We start from the raw sequence: 14,612 nt of genomic DNA on the forward strand, positions 1-14,612 counted from the left end.
GCGCGCGCGTGAGCCGTCAGCCGCCGTCCACGCGCAGCCGCCGCGCGGCGGCCCCGGCGAGGGCGAGCGCGCCGGCGGTCGCCCACAGCACCCCGGCCGAGCCCACCCCGGCGGCGAGCAGCCCGACGGCGCTGGGGATGAGCACCTGGCCCAGCCGGTTGCCGGTCAGCCGCAGCGACATCGCCCGGCCGCGCAGCCCGGCCGGTGCCGTCTCCGCCAGCCAGGACATGGTCAGCGGCTGCCCGACGCCCAGCCCCAGCCCGAGCAGGACGACGAGCACCGCCGTCCCGGCGACCGGCATCGACACCGCGACGGCCGCCATCGACACCGCCGACAGCGTGACGCTGAGCAGCATCAGCCGGCGCCGCCCGGTCAGCCGCACCAGCCGGCCGAGGAAGAAGCGGGAGGTCATCGAGGCGACGGCGCGCAGGGTCAGCAGCAGCCCGACGGTGCCGGCGGCCAGTCCGCGGTCGGCGCCGAGGGCGGGCAGGTAGACCAGCGTGATGTCGACGGCGGCGAGCACGACGCAGCTGATGGACAGCGCCCGCAGGAGACCCGGCAGGCGCAGCAGCGTGCCCATGCCGCCGGTCACCGCGGAGCCGCCGGTGCGCTCGCGGACCGGGAACCGCAGGACGGTGGTGCAGGCCAGCAGCAGGACGGCGATCGCCGTGGCCAGGAAGAAGATCGGGCGGGTGTCGGGCAGGGCGCCGGTCCCGCCGGCCACGGTGATCAGCCCGGGCCCGACGGCCTGTCCGAGGGACGCGGCGAAGGTGTAGTGGCCGAACGCCGTGTCGAAGCGCCCGGGCCCGGCGGTGTTGGCCACGGCCGCCTGCTGGCCGACGACCGAGAGCAGGTGGCCGGTCCCGAGCACCACGCTGCCGGCGACCAGCCCGGCCGCCCCGCCGCGCTGGCCGGCGAACACGACCGCCGACAGCAGCAGCAGGACCGCGCCGGCCAGCATCACCCGGCGCTCGCCGAACCGGTCGGTGGCCTGTCCCGACGGGACGGCGAGCAGCAGCGGGACGACGGCGAACGACGCGGTGAGGGCGCCGAGCCAGGCGGCCGGCACGTCCAGCTCGATCGCCCGGTAGGCCGACGTCGGGCGCAGCACGAAGGTGATGACCTGGGTGAGCGCGGAGTGCACCAGCAGGACGGCGAGCAGCCGCCGTCCGCCGGCCGGTGGCGTCGCCGGGGCCCTCACCGGCGCGTCCGTCGGGTCGCGTCCGCGGCAGCCAGGCGGTCGGCGGCCCGGGCGGCGAGGCTGGTCTCCACGTGGCGGCGCATGAGATCGGTGGCCGCCGCGGCGTCGCGGTCCTGCACCGCCTCGACCAGCAGCCGGTGCTCCTCGGCCCGCCGTGCGCGCTCCTCGTCGCTGCGCCCGGCCCGCAGCGCGTGCCGGCGGTAGCGGTCGGTCTTGTCCCACAGGCCGTCGAGGACCTCGACGAGCAGCGCGTTGTGCGACGCGCGGTAGAGGGCCGCGTGGAACCGGCGGTGCCCGGCCAGCTGTGCCGGCGACGGGTCGTCCGGCAGTGACTCGAGCCGGTCCAGGGTGTCGGCCATCGCGGTGAGGTCGGCGGCGGTGCGGCGGTGCGCGGCCAGGCCGGCGGCGAGGGGGTCGAGGTCCTGCCGCAGCTCCACCAGGTCGCGCGCCTCGGTGGCGTCGAGCGGGGCGACCCGGGCGTCGCGGTGCGCGCCGAGCTCCACCAGCCCCTGCTGGGCGAGCCGGCGCAGCGCCTCCCGCAGCGGGGTGGTGCTGATGCCGATCCGGTGGGCGACGGCGGCCTGGTTGAGCACCGCCCCGGGCGCCAGCTCCCCGGTCAGGATCATCTCGCGGACCCGCGCGTAGGCCAGCTCGCTCTTGGTCGCGGCGCTCTCCTGCTCGACAGACACAGCTGGTCACAACCTCCTCGACGTCCTGAGCTGCGCACACCTGTCTGAGGTGCGCGAGGACACGAACAGGTTATAACCTCCGGACCATGACCGACCAGCCGGTACCCGCGACGACCGACCTCTGCGACGCGCACCCGGAGGCGCAGGTGTGCGAGCCGGTGTTCCGGACCTTCGGCGGCCGGACCGCCTTCTGCGGGCCGATCACCACGCTCAAGGTGTTCGAGGACAACACCCTGGTCAAGCAGGCCGTCGAGGGCCCCGGCGAGGGCCGCGTGCTGGTCGTCGACGGCGGGGGCTCGAGGCGCTGCGGGCTGGTCGGCGGCAACCTCGCGGTCGCGGCGGCGACCAACGGCTGGGCCGGGATCGTCGTGTACGGCTGCATCCGGGACGCCGACGAGCTGGCCGGGCAGCCGGTCGGGGTCCGCGCGCTGGCCGCCTTCCCGCGCAAGAGCGAGCGCGGGCTGCACTCCGGTCAGGTGGGCCGGCCGGTCGTCTTCGCGGGCGTGGTGTTCCGCGAGGGGGAGTGGCTCTGCGCGGACAGCGACGGGATCGTCGTGCTGCCGACCCCGCCGGCCTGACCGCTCAGCGCACCCGGTAGGTGGTCTGCACCATCCCGCCGCGGAAGGTCCGCGTGCGCGCGTGCTCGAGCAGCACGTCGGCCGGCAGCGGCCCGAACGGCGTGTGCCCCTCGCCGATGAGCACCGGCACCCGCGACAGCGTGAGCTCCCCGACCAGCCCGGCGGTCAGGAAGGTGTGCACGAGCCGGCCGCCGTCGACGTACACCCGCCGGTACCCGGCCGCGGCGAGCGCGGCGACCGCGTCGTCGAACGAGCCGTGCACGGCGATGCGGGGGTCGGCACCAGGCCCGAGCGTGGTGCTGACGACGTGCACCGGCTTGCCCTGGTAGGGCCACTCGTCCAGCGGCGCGATCACCTCGTAGGTACCCCGGCCCATGACCAGCGCGTCGATGCCGGCCACGAACTCGGCGAACCCGAAGTCGCCGCCCTCGCCGTCGTCCGGGGCGCCACCGGCGTCGGCCCCGCCGGTGAGCCAGGCGAGGTCGCCGTCGGGCCGGGCGATGAACCCGTCGACGCTCATGCCGAGGAAGACCGATCCGGTGAAGGGCGCGTCCATGCCGCTCAGCGTGCCCGAACCGGACGACGGATCGGGGTGGCGCCGTCGCCGGCGGTATCAGGCAGGGACTGTCGGACCTCCGGAGTAGGCACGGACATGTTCACCCCGGCGTTGTACGGAGCACGGGGGAACCGCCCAGGAGGCTCGTCATGGCCACCGCCACTCTGCCGATCGACCGCCGTCCCGCCGCCGCGCGCCGGGCCCGGCCCCACGTCGCCGGGGACGTCCTGGCCGTCGCCTGGGCCCCCGGCGCCGCCCCGCCCCGGGAGATCCGCGTCCGGCCCGAGCTGCACGGCCGCCTGCTCGCCGAGCTCGGCCCCGCCCTGGCGGAGCACGGTGTCCTCGGGGAGCCGGCCGGGGTCCCGCTCGTCGTCGACCCGGAGCTGCCCGAGTTCCCCGGCTTCGAGGTGCGCCGGATCCGGCCGGGCGGTCCCGCCCGGCCCGGCGTCCTGGCGGCCTAGACGGCTTGGGCGGCCAGTGCGGCCGCCGGGGCGCCGAGCCGGACGACGGCGTCGCCGGGCTGCTCGAGCGTGTCGTCGTGGGTCACGCAGACCACCACCCGGCCGGCCAGCGCCGCCCGCAGGTCGCGCACGAGCGCCGCGGCGGTGGACGGGTCGAGGTGCGCGGTCGGCTCGTCGAGCAGGACGACGTCGCGGTCGGCCAGCAGGGCACGGGCCGCGGCCAGTCGCCGCCGCTCGCCGCCGGACAGCGCGGTGCCGCCGGCGCCCACCGGGGTGTCGAGGCCCTCGGGCAGGCCGGCCAGCAGCGGGCCGAGGCCCGCGGCGGTGAGGGCGGCGGTCATCCGCGCCGCGCCGGCCGGGCCAGCCAGCGCGCCGCGCGGGGCGGCCAGCGCCAGGTTGGCGCGGATGGTCGAGGCGAACACGTGCGCGTCCTGCGGCAGCCAGGCGGTGCGGGACCGGATCGCCTCGCCGGTCAGCCGGGCGGTGTCGACGCCGCCCAGCGTGTAGCTGCCCCCACGCGGACGGAGCGCGGCCAGCAGCACCGCGAGGAACGTCGACTTGCCCGCACCCGACGGGCCGCGCACGACCAGCCAGCCGCCGCCGGCGGTCGCCCCGGCGGTGAGGCCGCGCAGCACGTCGGGGCCGCCGGGCCAGCCGGCGGTGACGTCGGTGACGGCGACCTCGCGCACCGGGGCGGGCGCGGTCAGCGGGTCGGCGGGGTCGGCCGGCACCGGCGCGGTGAGGACGGCGTGCAGGCGCGCGCGGGCGTCGTCGAGGGCGCCGCGCCGCTGCAGCGCGGTCACGAGGCCGGACAGCGGCTCGGCGAGCGCGAGCGGCGCCAGCCCGAGGACGGCGACCTCCGGGCCGGCCGACCCCGCGGCGGCACCCACCGCGGTCGCCAGCACCGCGGCCAGGCCGGTGCCCAGCACGACCAGCCCGGTGCCGAGCGCACCGGCGCGGGCGCCGGTCGCGGCGACCGTGGCGCGGCGGCCGGCGACGGCGGTGAGGTCGGCGGCGGTGGCGGCCGCGAGGCCGTGCGCCCGCAGGTCGGCCGCGCCCTCGAGCGCCGTGGTGACGTCGCGCAGGGCGCCTACCCGCAGCGCGGCCTCGGCGCGGGCGGCGCCGGCGTCGACCCGGCGGTGCACGAGCAGCACCAGCCCGGCGGTGGCCAGCAGCACCAGCGCGGCGGCGCCCGCGGCGGCGGGGGAGAGCAGTGCCAGCGCGCCGAGGGTCAGGGCCGGGACGGTGGCCGCGACCAGCGCCGGCGGGACGACCCGCACCGAGAGGTCCTGCACCAGGCCGACGTCGCCGACCACGCGGGCCAGCGCGCTGCCCGGAGTCCGGTCGGCCGCCACGCCCTGGGCGGCCAGCGCCCGCCAGACCCGCACGCGCAGGTCGGCGGCCATCCGCAGCGCGGCGTCGTGCGCGGTCAGCCGCTCGACCCAGCGCAGCGCCGCCCGCCCCAGCCCGAAGGCCCGCACCCCGACGATGGCCACCAGCAGCGTGAGGATCGGCGGCATCTCGGCGGCCCGCACGATCAGCCAGCCCGACACCGCGGTCAGCGCGACGCCCGCGCCGGCCGACGCCGTGCCGGCCGCGACCGCCCGCACCAGCGCCCGCCGCGGCCACCCCAGCGCCGCCGTCGTCGCGGTGGTGCCCACCGCGTCCGGGTGCGCGGGATCGGCGGTCTCGTGGCCACCCGGCGCCGACGGCCACGGGACCGCCGGTCTCGCGGGGGGAGACGCCGGGGAGGCGGGGACGCCGAGGTCGACCGCGCGGTCGGCGAGGGCGGCCAGCGCCGGGTCGTGGGTGACCAGCAGGACGGTGACGGTACCGCGCAGGCCGGCGAGGACGGCGGCGACGCGGGCGGCCGAGGCCTCGTCGAGGTGTGCGGTCGGCTCGTCGAGCAGCAGCAGGCGGGCGCCGCGCCGGATGCGCACCAGCGCCCGGGCCACCGCGACCCGCTGCAGCTCGCCGGGGGAGAGGGTGGCGCAGTCGCGGCCGGCCAGGGCGGTCGCGCCGACGAGCGCCAGCGCCTCGACGACGAACGCCTCGGCCACCACCGCGTCCACGCCGGGACCGGGTGCGGCGTGCCGGCGCAGCTCGTCGGCGACGGTGGGCGCCGTCGTCCGGGGGTGCTGGGGCACCAGCGCGACGCCGCCGGCGGGCACGCCGGTGACCGTGCCGGTGACCTCCGCTGCGGGGTCGAGCGCGCCGGTGAGCGCGGCGAGCAGCGTCGACTTGCCCGAGCCGCTGGCACCGCGGAGCACGACCAGCTCGCCGGGCCGCAGCACGAGGTCGGTCGGCGGCAGGGCGGGGCGCGTGCGGCCGGGGTGGCGCACGGACAGCCCGGTGACGGCGACGTCGGCGCCGCGCGGGTCGTCGCCGTCCACCGCCGGGGCGGGGGTCCCGGCGGGTGCGGCCAGCACGGCCCGCGCCTCGGTGGCGGCGAGTGTCGCGGCCTCGCCGGCGTGGTGAGCGGCGCCGAGCGCGCGCAGCGGCGCGAACGCCTCGGGCGCGAGCAGCAGCGCGGTCAGCCCGACGGCGAGCGCCAGGTCCCCGTGCACCAGCCGCAGGCCCACGGTGACCGCGACCAGCGCCACCGACAGCGTGGCCACCAGCTCCAGCACCAGCGCGGAGAGGAACGCCAGCCGCAGCGTGGCCAGAGTGCGGCGCCGCGAGGCCTCCCCGAGCTCGGCGAGCGCGGCCACCTGGTCGGCGGCCCGGCCGAGGCCGACCAGCACGGGCAGCCCGCGGACCAGCTCGGCGACGTGCGCGGCCAGCCGGTCCAGCGCGCGGGCGGCGCCGGTGGTGCCGTCCCGGGTGGCCAGCCCGACCAGCGCCAGGAACAGCGGCACCAGCGGCAGCGTGACCGCGACCAGCCCGGCCGAGAGCGGGTCGGTGACGGCGAGGACGACGAGCAGCACCGGCGGGACGACGAGCGTCTGCGCCAGCGCCGGCAGGTGGCCGGCCAGGCCGGGCGCGAGGTCGGCCAGCCGCGTGGTGGCCAGCACCGCGGCCGGGGCCGGCCCGCCCGCGGCGGCGACCGCGGCGGGCGAGGCGGCCAGCCGGTCGAGCAGCGCGCGGCGCAGCCCGTCCTCGGCGCGGCGGGCGTCGCGGGCGGCGGCGAGGTCGCCGAGGGTGCCGGCGAGGGCGCGCAGCGCGGCACCGGCGGCGGCCACGGCCAGCGCGGGGAGCACCGCGCCGTCGGCGTACCCGGCGGCCCGGGCGACCGCGTGCGCGAGGCCGGCGGCCAGCAGCACCAGCCCCGCCGTCGACCCGAGCGCGGCGGCCGCCGCCCGGGCCAGCGCGCCGGTCAGCCCCGGCACCCCGGCCAGCGGCGCCAGCGGCCCCCGGGCGCCGCTCATGCCGCCACCTGCGCCGGGGCGTCGTCGTGCTCCGGCTCGGCAGTGAGGCGGCGGCGGAACACCCAGTAGGTCCAGGCCTGGTAGGCCAGCACCACCGGCAGGCCGACGGCGGCCACCCAGGTCATGACGGTGAGCGTGTAGTCGCTGACCGAGGCCTGCGCGATGGTGACGTCGAACGCCGGGTCGATCGTCGAGGGGACCACCACCGGGTAGGCCGCGCCGAACAGCGTGGCCGCCGAGGCCAGCAGCACCGTGGCCCAGCCGGCGAAGGCCTGCCCCTCGCGGTCGAGCCGGACGCGGGTCCAGGTGACGACGACGGCCAGCGCGGCGACCAGCCACAGCAGCCCGGTGACCAGCGTGCCCGAGCGCAGCTGCACCAGCCCGGCCCACGCCAGCAGCGGCACCGCGCCGAGGGGCGACCAGCGCAGCGCGAACGCCCGCGCCCGCAGCCGCAGCGGGCCGTCGGTCTTCAGCGCCAGGAACAGCGCGCCGTGCACCAGCGAGTAGGCGACGACGGCGACCGCGCCGAGCAGCGACGACCAGCCGAGCCCCGCGAACGCGCCGCCGACCCGGGTGCCGTCACCGTCGATCGGCAGGCCGAGCGTGGTCGCGCCCAGCGCGGCGCCGATGCCGGCCGCCGCGACCAGCGAGCCGCCGGTGATGACGCGGGTCCAGGCCGCGTCCCAGCGCGGGTCGTGCGAGCCGTGCCGCCACTCGAAGGCCACCGCCCGCACGATCAGGCCGAGCAGCACGACGACGAAGGGCAGGTACAGCGCCGGCAGCCAGGTGGCGTACCAGCCGGGGAAGGCGGCGAACACCGCGCCGGTGGCGGTGATCAACCAGACCTCGTTGCCGTCCCAGACCGGGCCGATGGTGCGCAGCATCAGGTGCCGGTCGGCCGTCCGCCGGCCGAGCACCGGCAGCAGCGCGGCGACGCCGAAGTCGAAGCCCTCGAGCAGCAGGAAGCCGGTCCACAGCACCGCGACGGCGGCGAACCACAGGGTCTGCAGGTCCATGGTCGTGCTCCTCAGTACGCGAAGGAGAGGACGTCGTCGTCGGCGCGGTCGGCGTCGGGACGCCCGTCGTCGTCCCCGTGCGACCGGTCGCTGCCGACGGCCGGTGGGGTGGGGGTGGTGTCGCCGGTGGTGACGCCGCGGCGGACCAGCCGGGTGACGAGGAACAGCTCGACCACGGCGAGCGCCCCGTAGAGCAGCGTCAGGCTGACCAGCGAGGTCCAGACCTCGGCGGCGCCGATGCCGGGGGAGACGGCCTGGGCGGTGAAGAAGTACACCTGCTCGCCGACCGGCACGTCCGGGTTCGGGTGGACCACGAAGGGCTGGCGGCCCATCTCGGTGAACACCCACCCGGTCGCGTTGGCGACGAACGGTGCGCCGACGGCCAGCAGCGAGCCGTAGACGCCGATCCGTGACGTCGGCACCCGGCCGCGGCGGGTCGACCAGAGGGCGTAGGCGGCCACGCCGGCCGAGACCGCACCCATGCCGATCATGAGCCGGAAGCTCCAGTACGTCACCGCCAGCACCGGCGTGTAGTCGATGGGCTGGCCGGCCCGGTCGCCGAAGGACGGGTCGTCGGGGTAGGTCTCGCCGTAGACCTCGGAGTACTGCTCCTGCAGCTCGTCCACCCCGGGGACGGCGGTGGAGAAGTCGCCGTGCGCGAGGAAGGACAGCAGCCCCGGGACGGTGTAGCTGTGCACGTCGTCGCACTCGTTGCTGCCGAGCTTGGCCCACGCGAAGACCGAGAACGGCGCCGGCGCCTCGGTCTCGCAGAGCGCCTCGGCCGAGCTCATCTTCAGCGGCTGCTGCTGGTACATGAGCTTGCCCTGCCAGTCGCCGGTGACGGCGACCAGCACGAACGCGGCCAGCGAGACGAACCCGCCGAGGCGCACCGAGCGGCGCCACACCGACTGGTCGACGTCGGTCGTGGACCGGCCGGCCAGCGTCCTCCGGCGCAGCTGCCACAGGCCGATGCCGACCAGCAGCGCGCCGGCCACCACGAGCGCCGCGACGACGGCGTGGCTGAAGGCGGCCAGGGCGGTGTTGTTGGTCAGGACGGCGAGGAAGTCGACCTGCTGCGGGCGCCCGTCCTCGCCGACGACGACGCCGACCGGGTGCTGCATCCACGAGTTGGCCGCGATGATGAAGTACGCGCTGACGATCGAACCGGCGACCGCGGCCCACAGCGACGCGAGGTGCAGCTTCTTCGGGATGCGGCCCCAGCCGAAGATCCACAGGCCCAGGAACGTCGACTCGAGGAAGAAGGCGAGCAGCGCCTCGAGCGCGAGCAGCGAGCCGAAGACGTCGCCGACGAAGCGCGAGTACTCGCTCCAGGCCAGGCCGAACTGGAACTCCTGCACCAGCCCGGTGGCCACGCCGAGGACGAAGTTGACCAGGTAGATGCGGCCCCAGAAGCGGGTCATGCGCAGCCACTCGGGCTTGCCAGTGCGCACCCACATGGTGTGCATGACGGCGACCAGGATCCCCAGGCCGATGGTCAGCGGGACCATCAGGAAGTGGTAGACGGTCGTGATGCCGAACTGCCAACGGGCGATGTCCAGCACGTCGAGGTCCAGGACGTCCACGGCACCTGCTCCTCACACCGGCGCGACCCTCGGCCGACGCCTCCTTTCTACGCTCCGTAGAACAACTTCTCTACGTCTCGTAGAAGACGTCGGCGTGAGGTGCGCGACAGGGTCCGTGCGCCGGCGCGGAGGTCCGTTCTACGCTGGGTAGAAAGCGACCGGAGGAGGAGCCGTGGCGTCACTGGGCGACCTGGAGCGCGCCGTCATGGACCACCTGTGGGCCGCCGACGGCGCGGTGGCGGCAGCCGAGCTGCGCGACGCCCTGGCCGACCGCGGCCTGGCGCTGACCACCGTGCACACCGTGCTCTCCCGGCTGGAGGGCAAGGGCTTCGTCGCGCACGACGACGCCCGGCCGCGCCGGTTCCGCCCGACGGCCAGCCGCGAGCAGCACGCGGCCGAGCTGATGCACGAGGTCCTCGGCCGCTCCGGCGACCGGCAGGCGGTGCTGGCCCGCTTCGTCGGCGGCGTCGACCCCGAGGAGGCCCGCCTGCTGCGGCAGTTGCTCGGCGAGACGGCGCCGGACGCCGGCTGACGTGCTGCCCGCGACCGCCGCGGCGCTCGCGGTCCTCGCCGCGCTGCTGGCCTGGCCGGTGCCGGCGCTGCTCGGCCGCGCCCGGTGGCCGCGGCGCGACCCGCTCGTGGCACTGGTCTGCTGGCAGGCGATCGGCCTGGCCGGCGGGCTGTCGATCATCGGCGCGCTGCTCGTGCACGGCCTGGCGCCGTGGGGCCACTCGCTGCCGGAGGCCGGCTGGGCGGTGCTGACCGGGAACCCGTCGGAGGGCGCGGTGCGGGGTGACCACTGGGTCGCGCTCACGCTGGCCGGCGTCCTGGCCGCGGAGCTGCTCGGCGTCCTCGCGCTGTCGTGGGTGCGCACCGCCCGCACCCGCCGCCGGCACCGGGAGCTGCTCGAGCTGGTGGTCCGGCCCGCACCGGCCGCGCCGGACGCGCGGCTGCTCGAGCACCCCGCGCCGGTGGCGTTCTGCATCCCCGGCGCCCGCCCGCTGCTGGTGCTGTCCTCGGGCATGGTGGCCGAGCTCGACGACGACCAGCTGGCCGCCGTCGTCGCGCACGAGCGGGCCCACCTGGCCGAGCACCACCACCTGTACCTGCTGCCGTTCGTGGCGTGGGAGGCGGCGCTGCCGGTGCTGCCCGCGGCCGCCCGCGCGCACGCCGCCGTCCGGGAGCTGGTGGAGATGCGCGCCGACGACCGTGCGCTGAGGTCGCTGCGGGGCCCCGAGCCGCGGCGCACGCTCGCGCGGGCGATCGTGACGGCGGCCGGCGCGGCGGGGGGCGGGCAGGTGCCCAGCAGCGCGCTCGCCGTCGCCGGTGCCGCGGTGCGCGAGCGCGTCGTCCGGCTGCTCGCGCCGCCCCCGCCCCTGCCGGCTGCCGCCCGGGCCGCCGCCCTGGCCTGCGCCGGCCTGCTGCTGCTCGTCCCGACCGTCCTGCTCCTGGCTCCCGCCCTCTGAGCCGTGTGCCCTCCCACGGAGGTGCGCGACGGGGAGCGTCAGCGGGTGGGCAGGGCCGCGGGGAAGTCGACGCCGGTGAGCTCGGCCGACGCCGTCCAGAGCCGGGCCGCGGTCTCCAGGTCGCTGGCCGCGGCGGTGCGCCCGACCAGCGTCGGGTACCCGCGCACCTCCATCGGCCCGTCCGGGCCGGCGTAGCTGCCGCCGGGCAGGTCGGCGGTGGCGGCGAACAGGGTGGGCAGGGCGCCCTGCTCGGCGGGCTGGGCGACCACCCGGTTGCCCACGGCCATGAGCGCGTCCTTGACCCGGTTCTCGGTCCGGCTCTGCAGGTTGGTCGCCGACCAGCCCGGGTGGGCGGCGAGTGCGCGCACCGGCGAGCCGGCCGCGGTCAGCCGGCGCTGCAGCTCGAGGGTGAACAGCAGGTTGGCCAGCTTGGACTGGCCGTAGGCGCGCTCGGGGGAGTACCGGCGGCGCTCCCAGTTGAGGTCGGCGAGGTCGATCCGGCCCGTCCGGTGCGCTGTCGACGACAGCGTCACCACCCGGTCGGTGACCTGCGGCAGCAGCAGGTTGGTCAGCGCGAAGTGGCCGAGGTGGTTGGTCCCGAGCTGCAGCTCGAAGCCGTCGGCGGTGCGCCCGGCCGGCACCATCATGATCCCGGCGTTGTTCACGAGGACGTCGAGCGGACCGCTCCAGGCGTGCGCGAAGGCGCGCACCGAGGAGAGGTCGGCGAGGTCCAGCCGGCGGACCTCGACCTCCCCGGGCAGGCCGGCGGCGGCGCGCGCACCCCGGCCGGGGTCGCGGACGGCGAGCACGACGCGCGCGCCGGCCTCGGCGAGGGCCCGCGCGGTGGCCAGGCCCAGCCCGCTCGTCGCGCCGGTGACGACGACCGTGCGGCCGGTCTGGTCGGGGATGTCGGCGGTGGTCCAGCGACTGGTCATGCCCGGCCCAACGCGGGCCGGGGCGATCCCGTGCCGGGTCGGGCCGGCGTCTGCTCCCGGACCCGGCTGCTCGTCCGACCGTGCTGCTGTCACCGGCGTTCCGAGGCGAGCGCGAGGGCCACGAGCGCCGTTCCCGCGGCGGCGCCGCCGCTGACCCGGGCCGCCCGGCCGTACCGGGCCGACCGCAGCAGCGGCACCATGCTCGCCGCGTGCAGCCCGTCGACGGCGGCGGCGGCGCGCAGGACGGCCGGCCGGGGGGCGGCCAGCACCGCCGCGTGCTGCACCAGCAGCCGGGCGCCGAGCAGCCGGGCCACCCACAGCCGGCTCGACGGGTAGGTGGGCGCCACCGCGTCGGCCACCTGCCGCGGGCGGGTCACCAGCGCCAGGCCGGCGCCCACGCCGGCAGCGGCCAACGACCGGGTGCCGAGGGTGCGGCCTGTCATCGCGCACTCCCGGCGGTCGCCAGCGGGCGGCCCGACGGCGCCGCCGTCGTCGCCCCGTGCTCCGCCAGCGGCGCGAACCGGCGCAGCCGCAGGCTGTTGGTGACGACGAAGACCGAGCTGAACGCCATCGCCGCGCCGGCGACCATCGGGTTCAGCAGACCGGCCATGGCCAGCGGGATCGCCGCGACGTTGTAGGCGAACGCCCAGAACAGGTTGCCCTTGATGACCGCCAGGGTGCGGCGGGCCAGCCGGACGGCGTCGACGGCCACCCGCAGGTCCCCGCGCACGAGCGTCAGGTCGCTGGCCTGGATGGCGACGTCGGTGCCGGTGCCCATGGCCAGCCCGAGGTCGGCCTGGGCCAGGGCGGCGGCGTCGTTGACCCCGTCGCCGACCATCGCCACGGTGTGCCCGTCGGCCTGCAGCCGCCGGACGACGTCGACCTTGTCCTGCGGCAGCACCTCCGCGATCACCTCGTCGATGCCGACCTGCGCGGCCACCGATCGCGCCGCGGCCGCGTTGTCGCCGGTGAGCAGGACCGGCCGCAGGCCCAGGGCGCGCAGCCGGCGCACCGCCTCGGCCGAGCCCTCCTTGACCGCGTCGGCGACCACCAGCACCCCGCGGGCCGCGCCGTCCCACCCGACGAGGACCGCCGTCCGCCCGGAGGCCTCGGCGTCGGCGGCGGCCCGCTCCAGCTCCGCGGGGACCCGCACGGACCACTCGGCCATCAGCCGGCGGCGGCCGGCCACGACCGCGGCGCCCTCGACGACCCCGTGCACGCCCAGCCCCGCGACGTTGGTGAAGCCCTCGACCGGCGGCAGCAGCCCGGTCCGCTCGACCGCACCGCGGGCGACGGCCTGCGCGATCGGGTGCTCGGAGGCGTGCTCGAGCGCGCCGGCCAGCCGGAGCACGCGGTCGGCGTCCTCACCGGGCGCCGGGACGACGTCGAGCAGGGTCATCCGGCCGGTGGTGACGGTGCCCGTCTTGTCGAGCACCACGGTGTCCACCGCGCGGGTGGACTCCAGCACCTCCGGGCCGCGGATGAGGATGCCCAGCTGGGCGCCGCGCCCGGTGCCGACCATCAGCGCCGTCGGGGTGGCCAGCCCCAGCGCGCACGGGCAGGCGATGATCAGCACGGCGACCGCGGCCGGGAAGGCGCCCGCGAGGCCGGTCCCGGCGCCGATCCAGAAGCCGAGCGTGGCCACGGCCAGGGCCAGGACGACCGGCACGAAGACCCCGGAGACGCGGTCGGCCAGCCGCTGCACCTCCGCCTTGCCGTTCTGCGCCTCCTCGACCAGCCGGGCCATCTGGGCCAGCTGTGTCTCGGCGCCGATCCGGGTGGCCCGGACGACCAGCCGGCCACCGGCGTTGACCGTCGCGCCGACCACCGCGTCGCCGGGACCGACCTCCACCGGCACCGGCTCGCCGGTCAGCAGCGAGGTGTCCACCGCCGAGGCCCCCTCGGTGACCTCGCCGTCGGTGGCGATCTTCTCGCCGGGCCGGACGACGAACAGGTCACCGACGGACAGCCGGCCGACCGGGATGCGCTGCTCGGTGCCGCCGCGGAGGACGGTCACGTCCTTGGCGCCCATCTCCAGCAGCGCCCGCAGCGCGGCGCCGGCCCGGCGCTTGGAGCGGGCCTCGGCGAACCGGCCGGCCAGGAGGAACGTCGTCACGCCGGCGGCGGCCTCGAGGTAGACGTCCCCCCTGCCGTCGGTGCGGGTCAGGTCGAGGGAGAACGGGTGCACCATCCCCGGCTCGCCGGCGGTGCCGAGGAAGAGGGCGTACAGGGACCACAGGAACGCCGCGAGGGTGCCCAGGGAGACCAGGGTGTCCATCGTGGCCGCGCCGTGGCGCAGGTTGGTCCAGGCGGCACGGTGGAACGGCCAGCCGCCCCACACCACGACCGGCGCGGCCAGGGTGAGCGAGAGCCACTGCCAGTAGGTGAACTGCAGGGCCGGGACCATCGCCAGCAGCACCACCGGCACGGTGAGGACGGCGGAGACCAGCAGGCGGTGGCGGAGTCGGAGGACCCCGTCCTCCTCACCCCTCGCAGGCTCGGGGTGAGCCTCTGGACGGGGCCGTGCGGGCAGCCGGGCGGTGTAGCCGGTCCGCTCGACGGTGGCGACGAGGTCCTCGGGGGTGACCCCGCCGGCGTAGCTGACCTTCGCGTTCTCGGTCGCGTAGTTGACGGTGGCGGTGACGCCGTCGATCTTGTTGAGCTTCTTCTCGACCCGGGTCGCGCAGGACGCGCAGGTCATGCCGCCGATGGCGAGCTCGATCTCGGCGGTGGGGGTGGTGGCGTCCACGGGGTCCTCC

Annotated in this window: 13 protein-coding genes; 4 read left to right on the forward strand and 9 right to left on the reverse strand. The window is 77.3% G+C overall.

Features of this window, described 5'->3' with window-relative positions; genetic code table 11:
- Positions 1-16: 16 nt before the first annotated feature.
- Positions 17-1,201 (reverse strand): MFS transporter, encoded by a 1,185-nt coding sequence (locus JOD57_RS21210; RefSeq protein ID WP_204693829.1) that lies wholly within the window; start codon positions 1,199-1,201, stop codon positions 17-19.
- The gene (locus JOD57_RS21215; protein WP_307824836.1) at positions 1,198-1,890 is read right to left on the reverse strand and encodes a GntR family transcriptional regulator; all 693 of its coding nucleotides are present in this window, start codon (positions 1,888-1,890) and stop codon (positions 1,198-1,200) included. The genes JOD57_RS21210 and JOD57_RS21215 overlap by 4 nt, the downstream gene beginning before the upstream one ends.
- 86 nt (positions 1,891-1,976) lie before the next feature.
- On the opposite strand from JOD57_RS21215, the gene rraA reads away from it, so the two are divergent.
- Positions 1,977-2,468 (forward strand): ribonuclease E activity regulator RraA, encoded by a 492-nt coding sequence (gene rraA, locus JOD57_RS21220; RefSeq protein WP_204693830.1) that lies wholly within the window; start codon positions 1,977-1,979, stop codon positions 2,466-2,468.
- A 4-nt stretch (positions 2,469-2,472) separates the two neighbouring features.
- On the opposite strand, the gene JOD57_RS21225 is transcribed toward rraA, so the two are convergent.
- Positions 2,473-3,024: a dihydrofolate reductase family protein gene (locus JOD57_RS21225; protein WP_204693831.1), complete on the reverse strand. Its 552-nt coding sequence runs from the start codon at positions 3,022-3,024 to the stop codon at positions 2,473-2,475.
- A 149-nt stretch (positions 3,025-3,173) separates the two neighbouring features.
- Between JOD57_RS21225 and JOD57_RS21230 the strand changes: the two genes are divergently transcribed.
- A complete protein-coding gene (locus JOD57_RS21230; protein WP_204693832.1) occupies positions 3,174-3,485 on the forward strand; it encodes a hypothetical protein in 312 nt (103 codons plus the stop codon).
- Here JOD57_RS21230 and cydC read toward each other — a convergent pair.
- Genes cydC through JOD57_RS21245 form a run of 3 tightly spaced genes read right to left on the reverse strand, consistent with a single transcriptional unit; the run spans position 3,482 to position 9,452 of the window.
- On the reverse strand, positions 3,482-6,853 hold the full coding sequence (gene cydC, locus JOD57_RS21235; protein ID WP_204693833.1) for a thiol reductant ABC exporter subunit CydC: 3,372 nt from the start codon (positions 6,851-6,853) through the stop codon (positions 3,482-3,484). The genes JOD57_RS21230 and cydC overlap by 4 nt on opposite strands.
- Complete coding sequence (gene cydB, locus JOD57_RS21240; protein WP_204693834.1) at positions 6,850-7,869, reverse strand: cytochrome d ubiquinol oxidase subunit II; 1,020 nt, start codon at positions 7,867-7,869, stop codon at positions 6,850-6,852. Before cydB ends, cydC begins: the two co-directional genes overlap by 4 nt.
- 11 nt (positions 7,870-7,880) lie before the next feature.
- Positions 7,881-9,452, reverse strand: a complete 1,572-nt coding sequence (locus JOD57_RS21245) for a cytochrome ubiquinol oxidase subunit I (RefSeq protein WP_204693835.1) — start codon at positions 9,450-9,452, stop codon at positions 7,881-7,883.
- Positions 9,453-9,624: 172 nt separating this feature from the next.
- Here JOD57_RS21245 and JOD57_RS21250 point away from each other — a divergent pair, with 172 nt between their 5' ends.
- A complete protein-coding gene (locus JOD57_RS21250) occupies positions 9,625-9,984 on the forward strand; it encodes a BlaI/MecI/CopY family transcriptional regulator (RefSeq protein WP_204693836.1) in 360 nt (119 codons plus the stop codon).
- A gap of 1 nt (position 9,985) precedes the next feature.
- A complete protein-coding gene (locus JOD57_RS21255) occupies positions 9,986-10,918 on the forward strand; it encodes a M56 family metallopeptidase (protein ID WP_204693837.1) in 933 nt (310 codons plus the stop codon).
- A gap of 38 nt (positions 10,919-10,956) precedes the next feature.
- Here the strand turns inward: JOD57_RS21255 and JOD57_RS21260 are convergent, their stop codons facing one another.
- From JOD57_RS21260 to JOD57_RS21270, 3 genes are all read right to left on the reverse strand, one after another.
- Positions 10,957-11,853 (reverse strand): oxidoreductase, encoded by an 897-nt coding sequence (locus JOD57_RS21260; protein ID WP_204693838.1) that lies wholly within the window; start codon positions 11,851-11,853, stop codon positions 10,957-10,959.
- 89 nt (positions 11,854-11,942) lie between these two features.
- Positions 11,943-12,296 (reverse strand): hypothetical protein, encoded by a 354-nt coding sequence (locus JOD57_RS21265; protein WP_204693839.1) that lies wholly within the window; start codon positions 12,294-12,296, stop codon positions 11,943-11,945.
- Complete coding sequence (locus tag JOD57_RS21270; protein ID WP_307824837.1) at positions 12,293-14,602, reverse strand: heavy metal translocating P-type ATPase; 2,310 nt, start codon at positions 14,600-14,602, stop codon at positions 12,293-12,295. The genes JOD57_RS21265 and JOD57_RS21270 overlap by 4 nt, the downstream gene beginning before the upstream one ends.
- Between the last annotated feature and the right edge of the window lie 10 nt (positions 14,603-14,612).

The organism is Geodermatophilus bullaregiensis, assembly GCF_016907675.1.
GTDB lineage: Bacteria > Actinomycetota > Actinomycetes > Mycobacteriales > Geodermatophilaceae > Geodermatophilus > Geodermatophilus bullaregiensis.